The following is a 14628-nucleotide window of genomic DNA, read 5'->3' on the forward strand; positions in this document are numbered from 1 at the left end:
GGCCGAGTCGCCGCGCGGCGGACTGGACGGGCTGGTGCCGGCGGCGGACGCGGCGGAGTTCGCGCGCGCCCGGCTCGCGCCGCTGGCCGGGCACCCGGCCCCGCTGGCCGAGACGCTGCGAGCCTGGCTGGCTGCAGGGGGCAACTGGGAGACCGCGGCCCAGGTCCTGGGCGTGCACCGCAACACCGTGCGGCACCGCGTGGCGATAACTGCCCGGCTGCTGGACTGCGATCCGCAGGACGCGGACACCCGCGCCGAACTATGGCTCGCCCTGCGTTGGCTGCCCGAACCGCACCCCGGCCAAACGTGATGTTTCGCCTAATCACGGCCGGTTCTACAGGTAGCGGAGCCGCTAGTTTCCGGTGGGAGACCGTACCAACCGAGGTCGTCCGAAGGAGCCCGAGTGGTAGCCCGTGAGGCCGAGTCGAGCGGATATCTCCTGGCCGGAAAAGCCAGTTTCGACCACATCTACGAACAGCACGACCCGCGCGCCTACTTCGGCACGCTGCGCCCCCTGGAGTACCAGATCCCGCACCACGCCCAGCAGGTCTTCCGCAGGCTGCTGGAGTTCTGCCCCAAGCCGGCCAGCGGCGCCACGGTGACCGATCTCTGCTGCTCGTACGGGGTCAACACCGCCCTGCTGCGGCACGACCTGGTGCTCAACGACCTGTACGTGCGCTACGCCGAGGTGGACTCCTCCTCGGCCCAGGACCTCGCGGCGCGGGACCACACCTTCTTCCGCAGCCGCCGGCGCCCGAAGGCCCCGCGCACGGTGGGCATCGACCGCTCGGCCCGCGCGGTCGCCTACGCGCAGCGGGCCGGGATGCTGGACGCGGGCTTCGGCGAGGACCTGGAGCACGCCGAGCCCAGCGCGGGACTCCGCGAAGCCGTGGCGGAGACGAACATGGTCACGGTCACCGGCGGGGTCGGCTACATCACCCACCTGACCTTCCGGCGGCTGCTCGACTGTGTGCGCCGACCGCCGTGGGTGGCCGCCTTCGTGCTGCGCGGGGTGTCCTACCGGGCCATCGCCGAGGTGCTCGGCAGGCACGGACTGGTCACCGAGAAGCTCTCCGGCCGGACCTTCCGGCAGCGCCGCTTCGCCTCCGCCGAGGAGGCCAGGGCCACCGTGCACGCCCTGACCTCCGCGGGAATCCCGGTGCGGGACAAGGAGTCCACCGGCTACTTCCACACCGACCTCTACCTGTCCCGGCCGGCGCCGGAGGTGGCCGCGCGGCCAGTGGAGCGGCTGCTGACCGACTGAGTAGGTCTCAGCGGAACGCCGCGGGATCCGCGCCCGGCCGGTGCGGCGGGTTGGCCCAGTACGGCGCCTGACCCGCGATCGTGCCTGCCGGGCGCGCGTGCCGGACCCGGCCGAACGGGGTGCCCGTCTCGGTCAGCAGGTCCGCCACCTGCGGCTCCGGCAGCGTCAGCCCGTCGTGGCGGCCGAGCCCGTCCAGCCAGGCCGCGGTGCGGGCCAGCGACACCTCGGCGTGCCAGGACCCGCCGTGCTGGGACCGGCGGCGCAGGCCCTCCACCGCGGCCAGCGCGGCCAGGTGACCGGTGGCGTGGTCCAGGATCTGGGCGGGCAGCGGCACCGGGCGGTCGGCCTCGGCCGCGGTGGCCGTCTCGTGCGCGATGCCGGTGGCCACCTGCACCAGGCTGTCGAAGCCGCGCCGCCCTGACCACGGGCCCGCCTGGCCGTAGGCGCTGACCGACACCGTCACCAGGCCGGGGTTGAGCGCGGCGCAGTCGTCAGGGCCGAGGCCGAGCTGGGCCAGCGCGCCCGGCCGGAACGCCTGGATGAGCACGTCGGCCTGGCGGACCAGCTCGCGCAGGGTGTCCCTGGCCGCCGGATCGCGCAGGTCCAGGTGGCAGAAGTGCTTGCCGAAGCCGGTGTCCACCACCAGCGGCTCGACCAGCTCCAGGTGGTCCGCGCCCACCCGGAGCACGTCCGCGCCGTGCCCGGCCAGCGTCCGGCCCGCCACCGGCCCGGCGATCACCCTGGTCAGGTCGAGCACCCGCACCCCGGCCAGCGGCCGGTCCGCCTGGCCCAGCGGGCGGCGCGGGGTGTCGTAGCGGCAGGTCAGCTCGATCAGCGGCAGCTTGGCCAGCGCGCGGGCCTGCGGCGTGCCCAGCCAGTCGCTGCGGGTGCGCTGGGCGGCGGCCGCGCCACCGGCGGCCAGCACCGCCTCCTCCACCGCCACCGCCGAGGCGGTGCGCAGCGTGGCGGCCACCTCGGACTCCGGCACCGCCAGCGCGGTCAGCACCGCCCGGTGGTGCGCCGGGTAGTTGCCATGCAGCCGCACCCAGCCGTCCGCGGTCGGGTAGTCCCCGGACAACGGACCCCAGACCGGCGGCGCGACGCCGTCGATCCGGAGGTAGCGCTCGCTGCGCAGGGCGACCGCGGCGGCCCGGCCGTCCACGGTGACCTCAGGGTCGGGACCCCCACGGGTCCGCCACAGCCTGGCCGCGGCCAGGGAGCCCGCCGCCACCACCGCGGTAGCCGCCTCGGTCACCGTGAAGATCGCAGGGAGGATCTCGTCCGGGCTGGTCACGGTGACCGAGGCCAGATCGGCGGGGTTCCCGCCGAGCACGCCCCACACCTGCTGGAGAGCGTTCATGAATCGACGCTAGCCCTGAAAAAGCCCTGAGATCGGACATCCCCGTGCACATCACAGGCGGCGATAAGGCAGTCTGGTGCGGTGACATCAGCACCCCCACCACGCAGCTCGCTGGCCGTTTTCGTCTCCGCGGTGCTGCGGCAGCCGAGCCTCATCGGCGCGGTCGTGCCCAGCTCCCCGGCGCTCGCGGCCCGGCTCGCCTCGGTCGTGCCCGGCCAGGGTGAGCCGCTGGTGGTGGAGCTGGGCGCGGGCACCGGCGCGGTCAGCGGCGCGATCGAGTCGCGGCTGGGCGGCCGGGGCCGCTACCTGGCGATCGAGCTGGAGGAGGACCTGGCCACGCACGTGCAGGCGGCCTACCCCAAGATCGAGGTCGTCAACGCCAACGCGGCCGACCTGGACAAGGTGCTCGCCGACCGCGGTGTCGGCGAACCCGGCATGGTGGACGCGGTCGTCTCCGGCCTGCCCTGGGTGCTGATCCCGGAGCAGGTGCAGCGGCAGATCATCGGCCACGTCGCCGACGGCATCGGCCAGACCGGGGTGTTCACCACCTTCGCCTACGTGCACGCGCTCGGCATGGTCGGCGCGCGCAAGTTCCGCATCCTGCTGGAATCGGTCTTCGACGAGGTGCTGCTGACCAGGGTGGTCTGGCGCAACGTGCCGCCGGCCATCACCTACGTGTGCCGGCGTCCCAAGACATGATCGAGCTGCTGCGGGAGCAGCTCAGCGGGCTCCCGCCGCTGCTGGTGTGCCTGGCGGTCGGGCTGCTGCTCGTCGCCGAGGCCGCGCTGGTCATCGGCGTGATCTTGCCGGGCGCGAGCGCGCTGCTGGTCTTCGGTTTCCTCACCCAGCTCGGCACGGTGCCGCTGGTCCCGGCCATGATCACCGCCGGGGTGGCCGCGCTGACCGGCTCGCAGCTGGCCTACTGGCGCGGCCGCAGCCTCGGCGGCGAGGGCGACCTGCCGCGCAGCTGGTCGGTCCGGCGGATCGGCCCGGCCCGCTGGCAGCGGATCACCGGCCTGGTCGGCGACTTCGGCGAGCGCGCGGTGCTGCTCGGCCAGTGGGTGGTCGGCGCGCGCACCCTGGTGCCCCGCCTGGCCGGCATGGCCGGGCTGCCCTACCACCGCTTCGCCAGGTGGAACCTGCCGGTCGCGCCGGTGTGGGGCGCGCTGTGGGTGCTCATCGGCTGGGCCGCAGGCCGCTCCTACGAGCTGGTGGCGACCGTGTCCAGCTGGGTCAGCCTCGGCCTGCTCGGGGTGTTGCTGCTGGTCGTGGCGGTGCTGGTGTGGCGGAGGCGTCAGCCCAGCAGCTCCAGCACCCTGGACCGGCCGTGCTCGGCCACGGCCCGCGCGGTGTCCGGGGAGAACCGGACGAAGCCGGAGATGCTGAAGTCCGCGCTCGGCTCCACCAGCACCAGCTCCACCTGACGTTTGTCCGTGGCCCCGGCCTTGGCCAGCTTGTTCACCGTCTGCGCGTGCCGGAAGTCCTGCTCCACCGCGAAACGCGCCACGTTGGCGAACAGCAGCCCGAGCGCCTCGTCCAGCGAGTCCGGTCTGTCCGTGGGCTGTCGCCGGGAGGAAGCGGCCACGATCACCGTGTCCGGTTCGTAGGCCAGCGCCGGCGAGAGCGGGGTGTTGGCGACCAGCCCGGCGTCGGTGTACTCCACCCCGTCGATCTCCACCGGCGGGAACAGCACTGGGGCCGCCGCGCTGGCCAGCAGGTGGTCCACGGTCAGCTCGACCCGCCGGAACCGGTCGGTGCGCCGGTGCTCCGGGGGCAGCACGTTGGTGAACCGGGTGACGTGCCCGGTGGCGTGCTCCACCGCGGATACCACCGCGACCACCTCGTCGTCGACCAGCAGCTCGTCCCCGGCGAGCACCTTGGCCAGCGTCTTGCGGGCGGGGGCGGTGTCCAGCAGCCAGGTCCAGCCGATCGCGCCCAGCGCGTTGCCCACCAGGTCATCGGCCAGCCGCAGCAGCTGCCAGGGCCGCAGCAGCCGGTGCAGGTCGGCGCGGAAGCGGTACACGTCCGAGGACCCCAGCTCCGCCCACAGCCGCACCAGCGCGTCCGGCGCCATGCCCCCGGCGAGCAGCCCGATGTTCAGCGCACCCGCCGAGGTCCCGGAGTAGATCCGCGGCGTGCGCCCCAGCTCGGCCAGCCCCTGCGCCACCCCCGCGCCGAAGTAGGCCGCCTGCGCCCCGCCACCGGAGAGCACCAGCGCCAGCCCGCCGCTCACTCCTCGTCCTCCGGTCCGCGCGGCCCGTAGACCTCCCACAGCCGGCCGAGGAACATCCGCCCGAACCGCTCGATCGTGCCCAGCGGGTCCGGCCCGGTCGCCCGGATCGTGCCCAGCTGCCGCAGGAAGTCCCGCCAGCCGATGTGCAGCACCCCGGCGCCGATCGCCTGGCCGGGGTCCTCGTCCTCGTAGACGTGCCCGGCGTGCAGCCACGCCTGCAAGGTGGTGGTGTCCGACCACAGGTCGAGACCGGGGTCGTCGTGCAGGTCCTTGCGCCCGGTCAGGGTCAGCGGGTTGCCCGCCAGGTCGTCGAAGAACAGCCGGTAGTACATGTGCCGGGTGTCCGTCGCCGAACCCGGCACCAGCAGGTGGAACCGGCCGTGCGGCACCGAGACCCGGCCGCCCAGGTCGTCGCAGTGCAGCCAGCCGGTGGCGGTGGCGGTGTGGCTCGGGTCGTCCAGGAACCGGTCGATGTCCTCGATGGAGATGGTGAGGCGGAAGGTGAGCCCCCGCTCGTCCCGCCGCCCCACCAGCTCGCCCTGCCTCGGCTCGCTCTCCCCCAACGCGAACGACCCGGACATCTCCTCGGTGAAGGACAGCCCGGCGGAGCCGGCCGGCCCCCCTCGACCGGCCGGCTCCTCCTCGGGGACCCGCACCGCTCCCTCCGAACGGTGCGGGTCAATGGGCTCGACCGTGCTTCCGTGCGCTGGCCCCCCTCCCCCGAGAAGCCGGTCACAGAGACGGTCCGCCCAGGCCGCGATGGTCAGCGAGGGGTTCGGGCCCACCGGTCCCGGCATCGCCGCGCCGTCGGCGACGTAGAGACCCGGGTAGCCGAACACCTCGCCGTAGGGATCACACAGGCCCTCGCCGGGGTGCCGCCCCATCGGCGCCCCGCCGAGCGGATGCACCGAGATGATCCGCTTGGTCAGCCACATCGGGTTGTCGTGGTACTCCCCGCCGAGCACCTCGGAGATGCCGCGCATGGTGGCGCGGACCCCGCCGAAGTACTCCAGGCTGGACTCGGTCGTCCAGTCGATGTCCAGCCAGCCGTCCCGCATCCGGACCACCCCGTCCGGCACGTCCCGGCCCATGCCCAGCAACGGCACCGAGCTCTCGGTGAACACCCCGTCGTCGAGCAGCCCGGCCAGGTCGTGGGAGAGCGAGGCACTCGGCGAGCGGTCCACCGCGTTCAGCAGCCGCTTGGCCGCGAAGCCGAAGATCCTGGTCAGCTGGCTCGGCGCGTTGGCCGCCTCGACCAGCCAGGACACGAAGCTCGGGTAGCCGGCGTCCTGGATGTAGTGCCCGCGCCCGACGATCCCCTCGCCCTCCACCGCGTCCGGCACCCGGATCGCGCTGGTGATCACCGGTCCCCGGTTGGCCTCCAGGTCGCGCATCCCGTCGCGATCCTTGGCCTTGAGCAGGAAGGTCAGCAGGTCGCCGTTGCCGGTGAACCTGGTGCCCAGCGCCTTGCTCAGCCTGGGCAACCGCGGCCGGTTGCGCAGCAGCAGGTGCAGCGTGCCGAAGGTGCCCGCGGCCAGCACCAGCTGGTCGCAGCGGATGGTGGCTGCGGTGGTGCGGCCGTCCTCCTGGTGCCTGCGGTAGCCCACCTCGTAGCCGCCGCCGGCCAGCGGGCGGATCACCCGCACCTCGCTGCGCTCGCGGATGTCCGCCTTGTAGGCGTTGGCCGCGGACAGGTAGGTGTGGTCAAGGCTGTTCTTCGCGCCATCGTTGCAGCCGATGTTGCACTCGCCGCACAGTCGGCAGGTACGGCGCTGCTCCCCGTGCAGGTTGCCGTACCACTCCTCCTCGATCGGCAGCCCGGTTCCCGGCTCGCCCCCTGGCCGAGCCGCGAACCGGACTGCCAGCGGCGGACGCTCGAACTCCAGGCCGAGCGCGGCCGCCGCCTCGCGCATGGCCTTCGTCCTCGGCATATCCGAGAAATCCGGGTGGTCGAGTGGATACGGAGCAGGGGTGAGCATCCGTTCCACCGCGTCGTAGTGCGGTTCCAGGTCGGCCCTGGTGATCGGCCAGGTCTCGTAGCCGCCGCCAGGCAGTGGCTCCTCGTGCACGAACCAGCGCTCGTCCTTGCGCTTGAGCACGTTGGCGTAGATCAGCGAGCCACCGCCGACCCCGGCCGAGACCAGCGAGGCGAAGCCGCGGAAGCTCCACACGTCGAACAGCCCGTACTGCTTGCGCGCCGGGTCCCAGAAGCTGCCCCGCATCTCCGCGGGCGAGCGGGCGAAGGAGCCGGGCGGGTACTTGCGGCCCCGCTCCAGCACCACGACGGACTTGCCGGCTTCGGCTAGTCGGTAGGCGCTGACAGAACCGCCGAAGCCGGTCCCGACCACCACCACGTCCACATGTTCGGTCATCTCAACCGGCCTGCCGCTTGATGAAGTCGAGCAGGTGCGGGAAGACGTCCATGTCGGCGTGCTCGCCGATGAACGGGTCCAGGTGGCCGTAGCCGGGCAGGATCCGGAACTCGTGCCTGCCGGGCGCCATCTTCTCCAGCTTGCGGTAGCAGATCTCGTTGGAGTCGCCGAAGACCTTGTTGGTGTCGCCGGTGGTCAGCAGGATCGGCACGTCCACCATGGCCGCGTTGCCCAGGTAGTCGTTGGGCAGCTCCTCGTGCCGCTCGTCCTTGGGGTCGAACTTCACCGCGCGCCCGGCCAGGTTCATCTTGCGCACGTGCCGGTAGTAGTTCATGCCGGTGCCACCGCACAGGTCACCGAGCCTGCGGTGGGTGACCTCCAGCAGGTTCTCGTGCCGGTACATCGCGGGCCAGCCGGCGCCCCACAGGTGGCTGAGCACGTGGCAGGCGGAGACGTCGCACTCGCGGTGCACCATGGAGATGGCCTTGGACAGCAGCCAGGCCCTGGTGAACCGGGGTGCGCTGCCCCAGTTCGGGTCGAAGTACTCGAAGCCGGCCACGTACTCGAGCAGGCTCGGCTCCACCGCGATCTTGGCCGCGGCGTACGGGTGCAGGGTCGGGGTGAGCCCGACGCTGTTGGCGACCACGCTGGTGACGCCGTCGATCACGCCGCCGAACAGGCCCATCAGGAAGGACACCGCGCCCAGGCAGTGCGAGATCACGTGCAGCCTGCGGTCCGGGCCGATCGCCTTGCGGACGGTGCGCACCGCCTCGGCGCTGTCCCAGTGCGCCACGTCGTCGAGGGTGTAGCGGTGCATGCCGTGGTTGTACGGGTGCCGGTTGCTCAGCCGGCTGTCCAGCGACCACACGTCGCCGTAGCCGTTGTCCAGCAGGTAGCTGACCAGGTTGCGGTGCTCCGGCATGATGAACATGTCGCTGGACTGGGTCAGCCCGGGAATGAGCAGCACGACGTCCTGGCTCTCGCCGCGGTGGAAACGCAGCAGGCTGAGGCCGAGGCCGTCTTCGGTGGTGAACGGGTGCGTGGACACGTCCGCGTCGCGCACGCCGTCGAGCGTGTACAGCGGGATCTCGCGTTTCATGGGTCCTTCACCTGACCATCGTGTGTGTGTCCACCATGGCCAGCCGACCTGCTCCGTGCCATCGTGGGAATCACTGACAAATCATCCGGGTCAGCTCCGCTGAACTGCCCCGACCCGGACGAAGCCGTCGGTTCAGCCCCGGTCGTGGGCGTCCAGGGCGGGCCCGAGCACCCGGCCGACGCTAGCCCGCGAGGTCACACCGAGCTTGGTGAACACGTGCGACACGTGGGTCTCCACGGTGCGGATGCCGATGAACAGCTTCTCAGCAATCTGCTGGTTGGTGTGCCCGTCGAGCACAAGTCGCGCGATTTCGAGTTCTCGCGGTGACAATCCGAACGGCCCGCTCTGCTTCGGTCCACCCGGGACGGCCACCCGGACACCCAAGCGGCGGGTGGCCCGCAGCGCCTCGGCCCGCAAGGTCTTGGCCTTGCAGGCGGCGAAGGCCTCAGCCGCGGCGGCCAGCTCGGGCAGCGCCTTGACCCGGTCCTTGGCCGCGGCGTAGGCGAGTCCGGCGCGCAGCCGGGCGCGGGCGGCCTCCAGCTTGAGCCCGGCCTGCTCCAGCACGGTGGCGCAGCGCAGCGCCAGCTCGGCGGCGGCCTCGGGATCGGTGCCAGTCAGCGCATGGGCCTTGACCAGGTCGGCCATCGTCCGGTTGATCGGCAGTGCGGGGTCGGTCACCCGCTCGGCGCGGTCGGCCCAGCCGCCGGCCTCGGCCCAGCGGTTCGCCCCGGCCAGCAGGTGCGCCATGGTCTCGCAGAGCATCAGCAGCATCGGCTGGTCCCGCTGCACGGACTCCAGCAGATCGCACACCTCGGCAGGGCCGGACTCGTCGAGGTCGCCGGTGTAGGCCACCGCGATCGCCTCGGCCACCCGCGCCCGCAGGCTCGGCCACTCGGGGACATCGCCACCGGCCTGGGTGGCCTCCGCGGCCACCCGCAGCGCCTCGGTGTGCTCGCCGGACCAGGTCAGCAGCATCGACCGGGAGCCCAGCGCCAGCGCCAGGGACTGCGGCGAGCCGCCGACCCTGGCCACGTCGATGGCCTCCTCGATCAGCGTGAACGCCTCGTCCATGTCACCGAGCACCGCCACGGCCTGGGCCTGGCCGGAGAGCAGCGGCGGCAGGATGTAGTTCTGGCCGGTGTTGCGGGCGATGTCGGCCACCCGCTCGAAGCGGGGTAGCGCGTTGCGGTAGCGGCCGGTGAGCAGGTCGCTGAAGCACAGCCAGGTGTGGGCGTCCAGCCAGGGCGCGAGGTCGGTGGCGGTGGCGGTGGCCAGCACCCGATCGGCCTCGCCGAGCAGTGCCAGGCCACGCGCGCCATCACCGCTGGCGATCGCGGGCATCGGTCCCAGGGCGGCGACCGCGTAGGCGATCGTGGACGGCACCTTGTCCACGGGCACCTCGCCGAGCAGCCGGGTGGCCTCGGCGTTCTCGCCGGACCAGGTGGCCTCCACAGCCAGCCGCAGGTAGAGCGGCCCGGCGTGGTGCAGCTGATCGACGGGGACGGCGCGCAGTTCCCGCTGCAACCGGGCGCGGGCCTCGACCGAACGCCCGAGCAGCCGTTCCACCTTGGAGTAGATGTGGCCCGCGACCATCGCGCGCTGCGGGTAGGCCTGTGCGGGCAGCCGTTCCAGCACGTCCAGCGCGGTGTCCCTGGCCTCGGTGAACTGGCTGCTCACGCCCTGGGCTCCGGCCAGCTCGATGAGCAGCTGTATGCGTTCGCCGGTGTTGGCTGGGATGTCCGGGAGCAGGCGCAGGGCCTGGGTGAGCCAGTAGGAGGCGGTCAGCGGCGCGCGCGGGGCCACCGAGCGGGCCGCGGTGGTCAGCACCCCGACGGCGTCTATGTCGCCGAAGCCCGCCGAGCGGACCACGTGCCGGGCCAGCTGCGGCGCGGGCGCGTTGAGCTTCTGCAGGTAAGCGGCGACCCGGCCGTGGGTGGCCATCCGCCAGCCCGCCGAGGCCGAGGTGTAGGCGGTGTGCCGGACCAGCGGGTGCCGGAAGCGGAACCGGCCCGGCGTGGGCGCGACCCGCACCACGTCCCTGGCGACCAGCTCGTCCAGCACGGTCAGCGCCTCGGCGTCGGTCAGCTCGGCCGCGGCCGCGGCGGCGGTGGGCTCGAACTCATCGCCCACCACGGCGGCGGCGTGCGCGATCAGCAGCGCCTTGGAGGACAGCTGGCCCAGCTCCACCTGCAGCGCGGAGCGGACCGCGTCCGGCACATCGCGCAGCGCGTCCTCGGCGAGGTCGCCGGTGATCGGGGACAGCGGGTTGCCGTTGCCGTTCTCCGCCCTGGACAGCGCCTCCAGGTAGAACGGGTTGCCGCCGCTGGACTCGTACAGCCTGCGCCGCTTGGCCTGGCTCATCCCCGGACCGAGGAACTCCTCGGTCTCCTTCTGCGACAGCGGGCTCACCGTGACCCTGGTGCCCTGGTCCGCCGGCACTTGGGTCAGCGCGGTGCGCAGCCGCGCGGAGACCTGGGCGGGCCGGTAGGCGACCGTGATCACGACCTGCCCGCGCGGGGGATGCCGCACCAGGTAGTCGAGCAGCTCGATGGTGGCCTCGTCGGCCCAGTGCACGTCGTCGAGCAGCAGGGTCAGCCCGGAGGACTCGGCCAGCACCTCCAGCAGCGTGCGCACCGCCCGGTGCAGCCGGTAGCGCGCGCCACCGGCGCCGGCCGGGATCGGCACCTGCGGCAGGTCCACGGTCAGCCCGGGGAAGACCGAGGACAGCAGTCGCGCCTCGGGCAGCGGCAACCGCCTGGTCAGCAGGCCGACCTGGGACTCGAGGTGGTCGTCCAGGGCGTCCACCACCGCGGCGAACGGCGCGTCCTGCTCGAACTCCGCGGCCCGCCCGGCCAGGGTGACCATGCCGAGCTCACGGGCCCGGCCGGCCACCTCGGCGACCAGCCGGGACTTGCCCACACCGGGCTCGCCGACCAGCTCCACCAGGTGGAAGGTCTTGCGCGCGGAACGCTTCAGCGTGGTGCCGAGGACCTTGAGCAGTGGCTGTCGCCCGACCAGTGGACGCAGGGTCGGGTCCGCCGTCGGGGTGATCTGCTGATCCCGCCGACCGGACATCGTTTCCGAACCCCCCACCCACATCGCCGCCGCGGGGAAGATTATGCCAGTCCCGCGGCGACGACGCGGAGCCGTCCGGTGGTGGGTTCTCCAGAGAATGGACTAGCCGGGCAGGGTGACCGCGTCCAGCTCGGCCAGCAGAGCGGCCTTGGTGGCGTCACTGGCGAAGGACACCTCGACCCCGGTGCGGGCGATGTCGACCAGCTGTTTCGCGGTCAGGCCCATCTTTTCGTGCGCGGCCAGGTACTCGCGGTTGAGGTCGGTGTCGAACATGCCGGGGTCGTCGGTGTTGAGCACGACCGGCACGCCCGCGGCCAACAGTTTTGGCAGCGGGTGCTCCGCCAGGTCGAGCACCTCCCGGGTGCGCAGGTTGGAGTGCGGGGAGATCTCCAGCGGGATGCGGTGCTCGGCGAGGTAGCCGACCAGCTCGGGGTCGCGCACCGAGTGGATGCCGTGGCCGATCCGCTCCGCGCCCAGGTCCAGCAGCGCCGACCACACCGTCTCCGGGCCGGTGGTCTCCCCGGCGTGCGGCACGCAGTGCAGCCCGGTCTCGCGGGCCAGGTCGAACATGGGCTTGAACTGACCGCGCGGCACGCCGATCTCCGGACCGCCGAGGCCGAAGCCGACGGTGTGCTCCGGCTGGTGCTCGCGGTACCAGTTGATGGTCCGCCAGCCCGCCTCCACGCCCTGCTCGCCGGGGATGTCGTAGATCCAGGTGAGTTCTACGCCGTGCTCGGTCGCGGCCCGTTCCTTGCCGGTGGCCAGCGCGCTGACCAGTGCCTCGTCGCCGATGCCCGCGTTGAAGAGGTTGACCGGGGTGACGGTGACCTCGCAGTAGCGGACCTGGTTCGCGGCCAGGTCCCTGGCCAGGCCCACCAGCAGGGTGACCACGTCGGCCTCGGTGGTGACCAGCCGGCCCAGCGCGCCGATGACGGTGATGAAGTGCGCGAAGTCGGTGAACTCGTAGTAGCGGGCCAGCTCGTCCCGTTCGGTGGGAACGCCGCGGCCGGGGTGCCTGCGGGCGAGCTCCAAGACGGTGTCCACCGAGGCGGCGCCGACCAGGTGCACGTGCAGCTCCGCCTTGGGCAGGGCAGCGACGAAGGAACGCATGTCCATGTGAATGACCTTTCGTGCGGATTGGTGGGGTGGAAGTGGAACCACCGCCACTACCAGGCCAGGTCGCCCCGGGAGTGATCGCTGCCGTAGAGCGGCAGCCGCACGTCAGAGGTCAAGGTCACCCGCCCAGTCTCGACCAACCCCTGGGAGCCGGTCAACGGACTATTGACACGCGCCACACCTCGGGAAAGGGTGCCGGTGCCAACCAGCACACGTGATCATCAGGAGTGCCCATGAGGCGTGCTCGCAGTGTCCCGTTGACCGTGGCGGTCGCCCTCGCCGCGCTGCCGCTGACCGCGGTGCCCGCGCTGGCCGACCCGCCGAGCGGACCGGTGTTCGCCGACGGCGCCGCGCAACCGGTGTTCGACCCGAAGGACGTGCTGCGCGAGAACGTGTGGGTGCGCGCGCCGGTCGACTCCGACCGCGACGGCAAGAACGACGAGGCGCACGCGCTGGTGGTGCGGCCGAAGGCGACCACGGCGGGCCTGAAGGTCCCGGTGGTCTACCTGCCGAGCCCCTACTACGCGCCGACCAACGACGTGCCCAACCACAACGTCGACGTCGAGCTGCACGTGCCCAAGCGTCCCGGCCGCGACGGCGCGGTCACCTCCGCCCGCACCGACGAGCGGGTCGAGGCGGCCGTGGGCGGTCCCCGGGAGAAGCCGATCCCGGTCTCCCGCTACGAGGAGTACTTCACCGCCCGCGGTTTCGCGGTGGTCTACGGCGAGTCCCTCGGCACCGGCGAGTCCACCGGCTGCCCCACCACCGGCGGCCGCAACGAGACCATCGGCGCGAAGTCCATTGTGGACTGGCTCAACGGCCGCGCCCCGGCGCGGGATGAGAAGGGCGCCGCCGCCGCGGCCACCTGGAGCACCGGCAAGACCGGCATGATGGGCGTGTCCTACAACGGAACCCTGCCCAACGCGGTCGCCAGCACCGGGGTCAAGGGCCTGGAGGCCATCGTCCCGATCGCCGCGATCAGCAGCTGGTACGACTACTACCGGGCCGACGGCGCGGTGGTCGCCCCCGGCACCTACCAGGGCGAGGACGCCGACGTGCTCGCCGAGTACGTCTACACCCGCACCGACCGCGAGATCTGCAAGCCGATCATCGCCGAGGTCGCCGCCGCCCAGGACCGGATCACCGGCGACTACAGCGAGTTCTGGGACGAGCGCAACTACCTCAACGACGTCCGCAAGGTGAAGGCCGCGACCCTGGTCGTGCACGGCCTCAACGACTGGAACGTCAAGACCAAGCACGCCGCACAGTGGTACGAGCAGCTCCGCAAGCAGGGCACCCCGCACAAGATCTGGTGGCACCAGTCCGGCCACTCGGACCCGTTCAGCCTCCGCAAGGACGAATGGCTCAAGACCCTCAACCGCTGGTTCACCCGGTACCTGTACGACCACCGCAACGGCGTCGAACAGGAGCCCCGCGCCACCCTGCAGCGTGAGGACAAGAGCTGGGTGCAGGAAGCCGAGTGGCCCGCCCCCGGCACCCGCGAGGTCGGCTTCCACCCACTCCCCGGCGGCAGCACCACCGGCGCCCTGTCCCACGTCGACGGCGTGCACGGCCGCCCGGTCCTGGAGAACATCGTCGACGACGCCACGAAGAAGGCCGAGGACCTGACCGCCGCCGCGGAGTCCCCGCACCGGCTGGCGTACTTCAGCGGTCCCGCCGCGGCCCCGCTGCGCATCTCCGGCACCGTCGGCGTGGACCTGAAGACGTCCTTCACCCGCCCCGCGGCCAACGTGACGGCCCTGCTGGTCGACCGCGCCCCCGACGGCAAGAACCACATCATCACCAGGGGCTGGACCGACCCGCAGAACCGCCACCGCGAGGACCGCACCCAGCCCCTGCGTCCGGGTGTGCAGTACCGGGTCAACGTGGAGATGCAGCCCGACGACTACGTGCTGCCCGCGGGCCACAAGCTCGGCATCGTCCTGCTCTCCAGCGACTACGACTACACCCTGCGCCCCAAGCCCGGCGCCGGCCTGTCGGTCAACCTGAACCAGACCGAGTTCACCCTCCCCGTCGTCGGCGGCACTTCAGCGGTCCGCGCCGCCTTCGGCTTCTGACCCCACCGTTTCCACCCGAGGCCCCCGAGCA

At 72.2% G+C, this 14628-nt stretch carries 10 protein-coding genes and 1 pseudogene; 5 read left to right on the forward strand and 6 right to left on the reverse strand.

Features of this window, described 5'->3' with window-relative positions; genetic code table 11:
* Positions 1-310: helix-turn-helix domain-containing protein (locus ACWDY5_RS27770; RefSeq protein WP_449725100.1), on the forward strand; the 310-nt coding region annotated here is incomplete at its 5' end.
* Positions 311-403: 93 nt separating this feature from the next.
* Entirely contained in the window at positions 404-1264 is an 861-nt protein-coding gene (locus ACWDY5_RS27775) for a class I SAM-dependent methyltransferase (RefSeq protein WP_449725101.1), read from the forward strand.
* A 7-nt stretch (positions 1265-1271) separates the two neighbouring features.
* Here ACWDY5_RS27775 and ACWDY5_RS27780 read toward each other — a convergent pair whose 3' ends face one another.
* Positions 1272-2624: a CoA transferase gene (locus ACWDY5_RS27780; protein ID WP_449725102.1), complete on the reverse strand. Its 1353-nt coding sequence runs from the start codon at positions 2622-2624 to the stop codon at positions 1272-1274.
* A gap of 81 nt (positions 2625-2705) precedes the next feature.
* On the opposite strand from ACWDY5_RS27780, the gene ACWDY5_RS27785 reads away from it, so the two are divergent.
* Complete coding sequence (locus ACWDY5_RS27785) at positions 2706-3323, forward strand: class I SAM-dependent methyltransferase (RefSeq protein WP_252486205.1); 618 nt, start codon at positions 2706-2708, stop codon at positions 3321-3323.
* Complete coding sequence (locus tag ACWDY5_RS27790) at positions 3320-4048, forward strand: DedA family protein (RefSeq protein WP_449725103.1); 729 nt, start codon at positions 3320-3322, stop codon at positions 4046-4048. Before ACWDY5_RS27785 ends, ACWDY5_RS27790 begins: the two co-directional genes overlap by 4 nt.
* A 197-nt stretch (positions 4049-4245) precedes the next feature.
* On the opposite strand, the pseudogene ACWDY5_RS27795 reads toward ACWDY5_RS27790, so the two are convergent.
* The 5 genes and pseudogenes from ACWDY5_RS27795 to add all read right to left on the reverse strand — a co-directional run.
* Positions 4246-4896: pseudogene (locus ACWDY5_RS27795) on the reverse strand (patatin-like phospholipase family protein); the annotation flags it as partial.
* Positions 4854-7229: an FAD-dependent oxidoreductase gene (locus ACWDY5_RS27800; RefSeq protein WP_449725104.1), complete on the reverse strand. Its 2376-nt coding sequence runs from the start codon at positions 7227-7229 to the stop codon at positions 4854-4856. The pseudogene ACWDY5_RS27795 and the gene ACWDY5_RS27800, both read right to left, overlap by 43 nt.
* 1 nt (position 7230) lies before the next feature.
* Complete coding sequence (locus tag ACWDY5_RS27805; protein WP_449725105.1) at positions 7231-8328, reverse strand: hypothetical protein; 1098 nt, start codon at positions 8326-8328, stop codon at positions 7231-7233.
* 132 nt (positions 8329-8460) lie between these two features.
* Complete coding sequence (locus ACWDY5_RS27810; protein ID WP_449725106.1) at positions 8461-11403, reverse strand: helix-turn-helix transcriptional regulator; 2943 nt, start codon at positions 11401-11403, stop codon at positions 8461-8463.
* 102 nt (positions 11404-11505) lie between these two features.
* Positions 11506-12519, reverse strand: a complete 1014-nt coding sequence (gene add, locus ACWDY5_RS27815) for an adenosine deaminase (protein ID WP_449725107.1) — start codon at positions 12517-12519, stop codon at positions 11506-11508.
* A gap of 233 nt (positions 12520-12752) precedes the next feature.
* Between add and ACWDY5_RS27820 the strand changes: the two genes are divergently transcribed.
* On the forward strand, positions 12753-14597 hold the full coding sequence (locus ACWDY5_RS27820) for a Xaa-Pro dipeptidyl-peptidase (RefSeq protein ID WP_449725108.1): 1845 nt from the start codon (positions 12753-12755) through the stop codon (positions 14595-14597).
* The last annotated feature ends 31 nt before the right edge of the window (positions 14598-14628 follow it).

Source organism: Crossiella sp. NPDC003009 (genome assembly GCF_053591555.1).

Coding starts and splice junctions, on each gene's coding strand:
- ACWDY5_RS27780 (WP_449725102.1), bottom strand. CDS start 2,624: ATGAACGCTCTCCAGCAGGTGTGGGGCGTGCTCGGCGGGAACCCCGCC.
- ACWDY5_RS27790 (WP_449725103.1), top strand. CDS start 3,320: ATGATCGAGCTGCTGCGGGAGCAGCTCAGCGGGCTCCCGCCGCTGCTG.
- ACWDY5_RS27800 (WP_449725104.1), bottom strand. CDS start 7,229: ATGACCGAACATGTGGACGTGGTGGTGGTCGGGACCGGCTTCGGCGGT.
- ACWDY5_RS27805 (WP_449725105.1), bottom strand. CDS start 8,328: ATGAAACGCGAGATCCCGCTGTACACGCTCGACGGCGTGCGCGACGCG.
- ACWDY5_RS27810 (WP_449725106.1), bottom strand. CDS start 11,403: ATGTCCGGTCGGCGGGATCAGCAGATCACCCCGACGGCGGACCCGACC.
- add (WP_449725107.1), bottom strand. CDS start 12,519: ATGGACATGCGTTCCTTCGTCGCTGCCCTGCCCAAGGCGGAGCTGCAC.
- ACWDY5_RS27820 (WP_449725108.1), top strand. CDS start 12,753: ATGAGGCGTGCTCGCAGTGTCCCGTTGACCGTGGCGGTCGCCCTCGCC.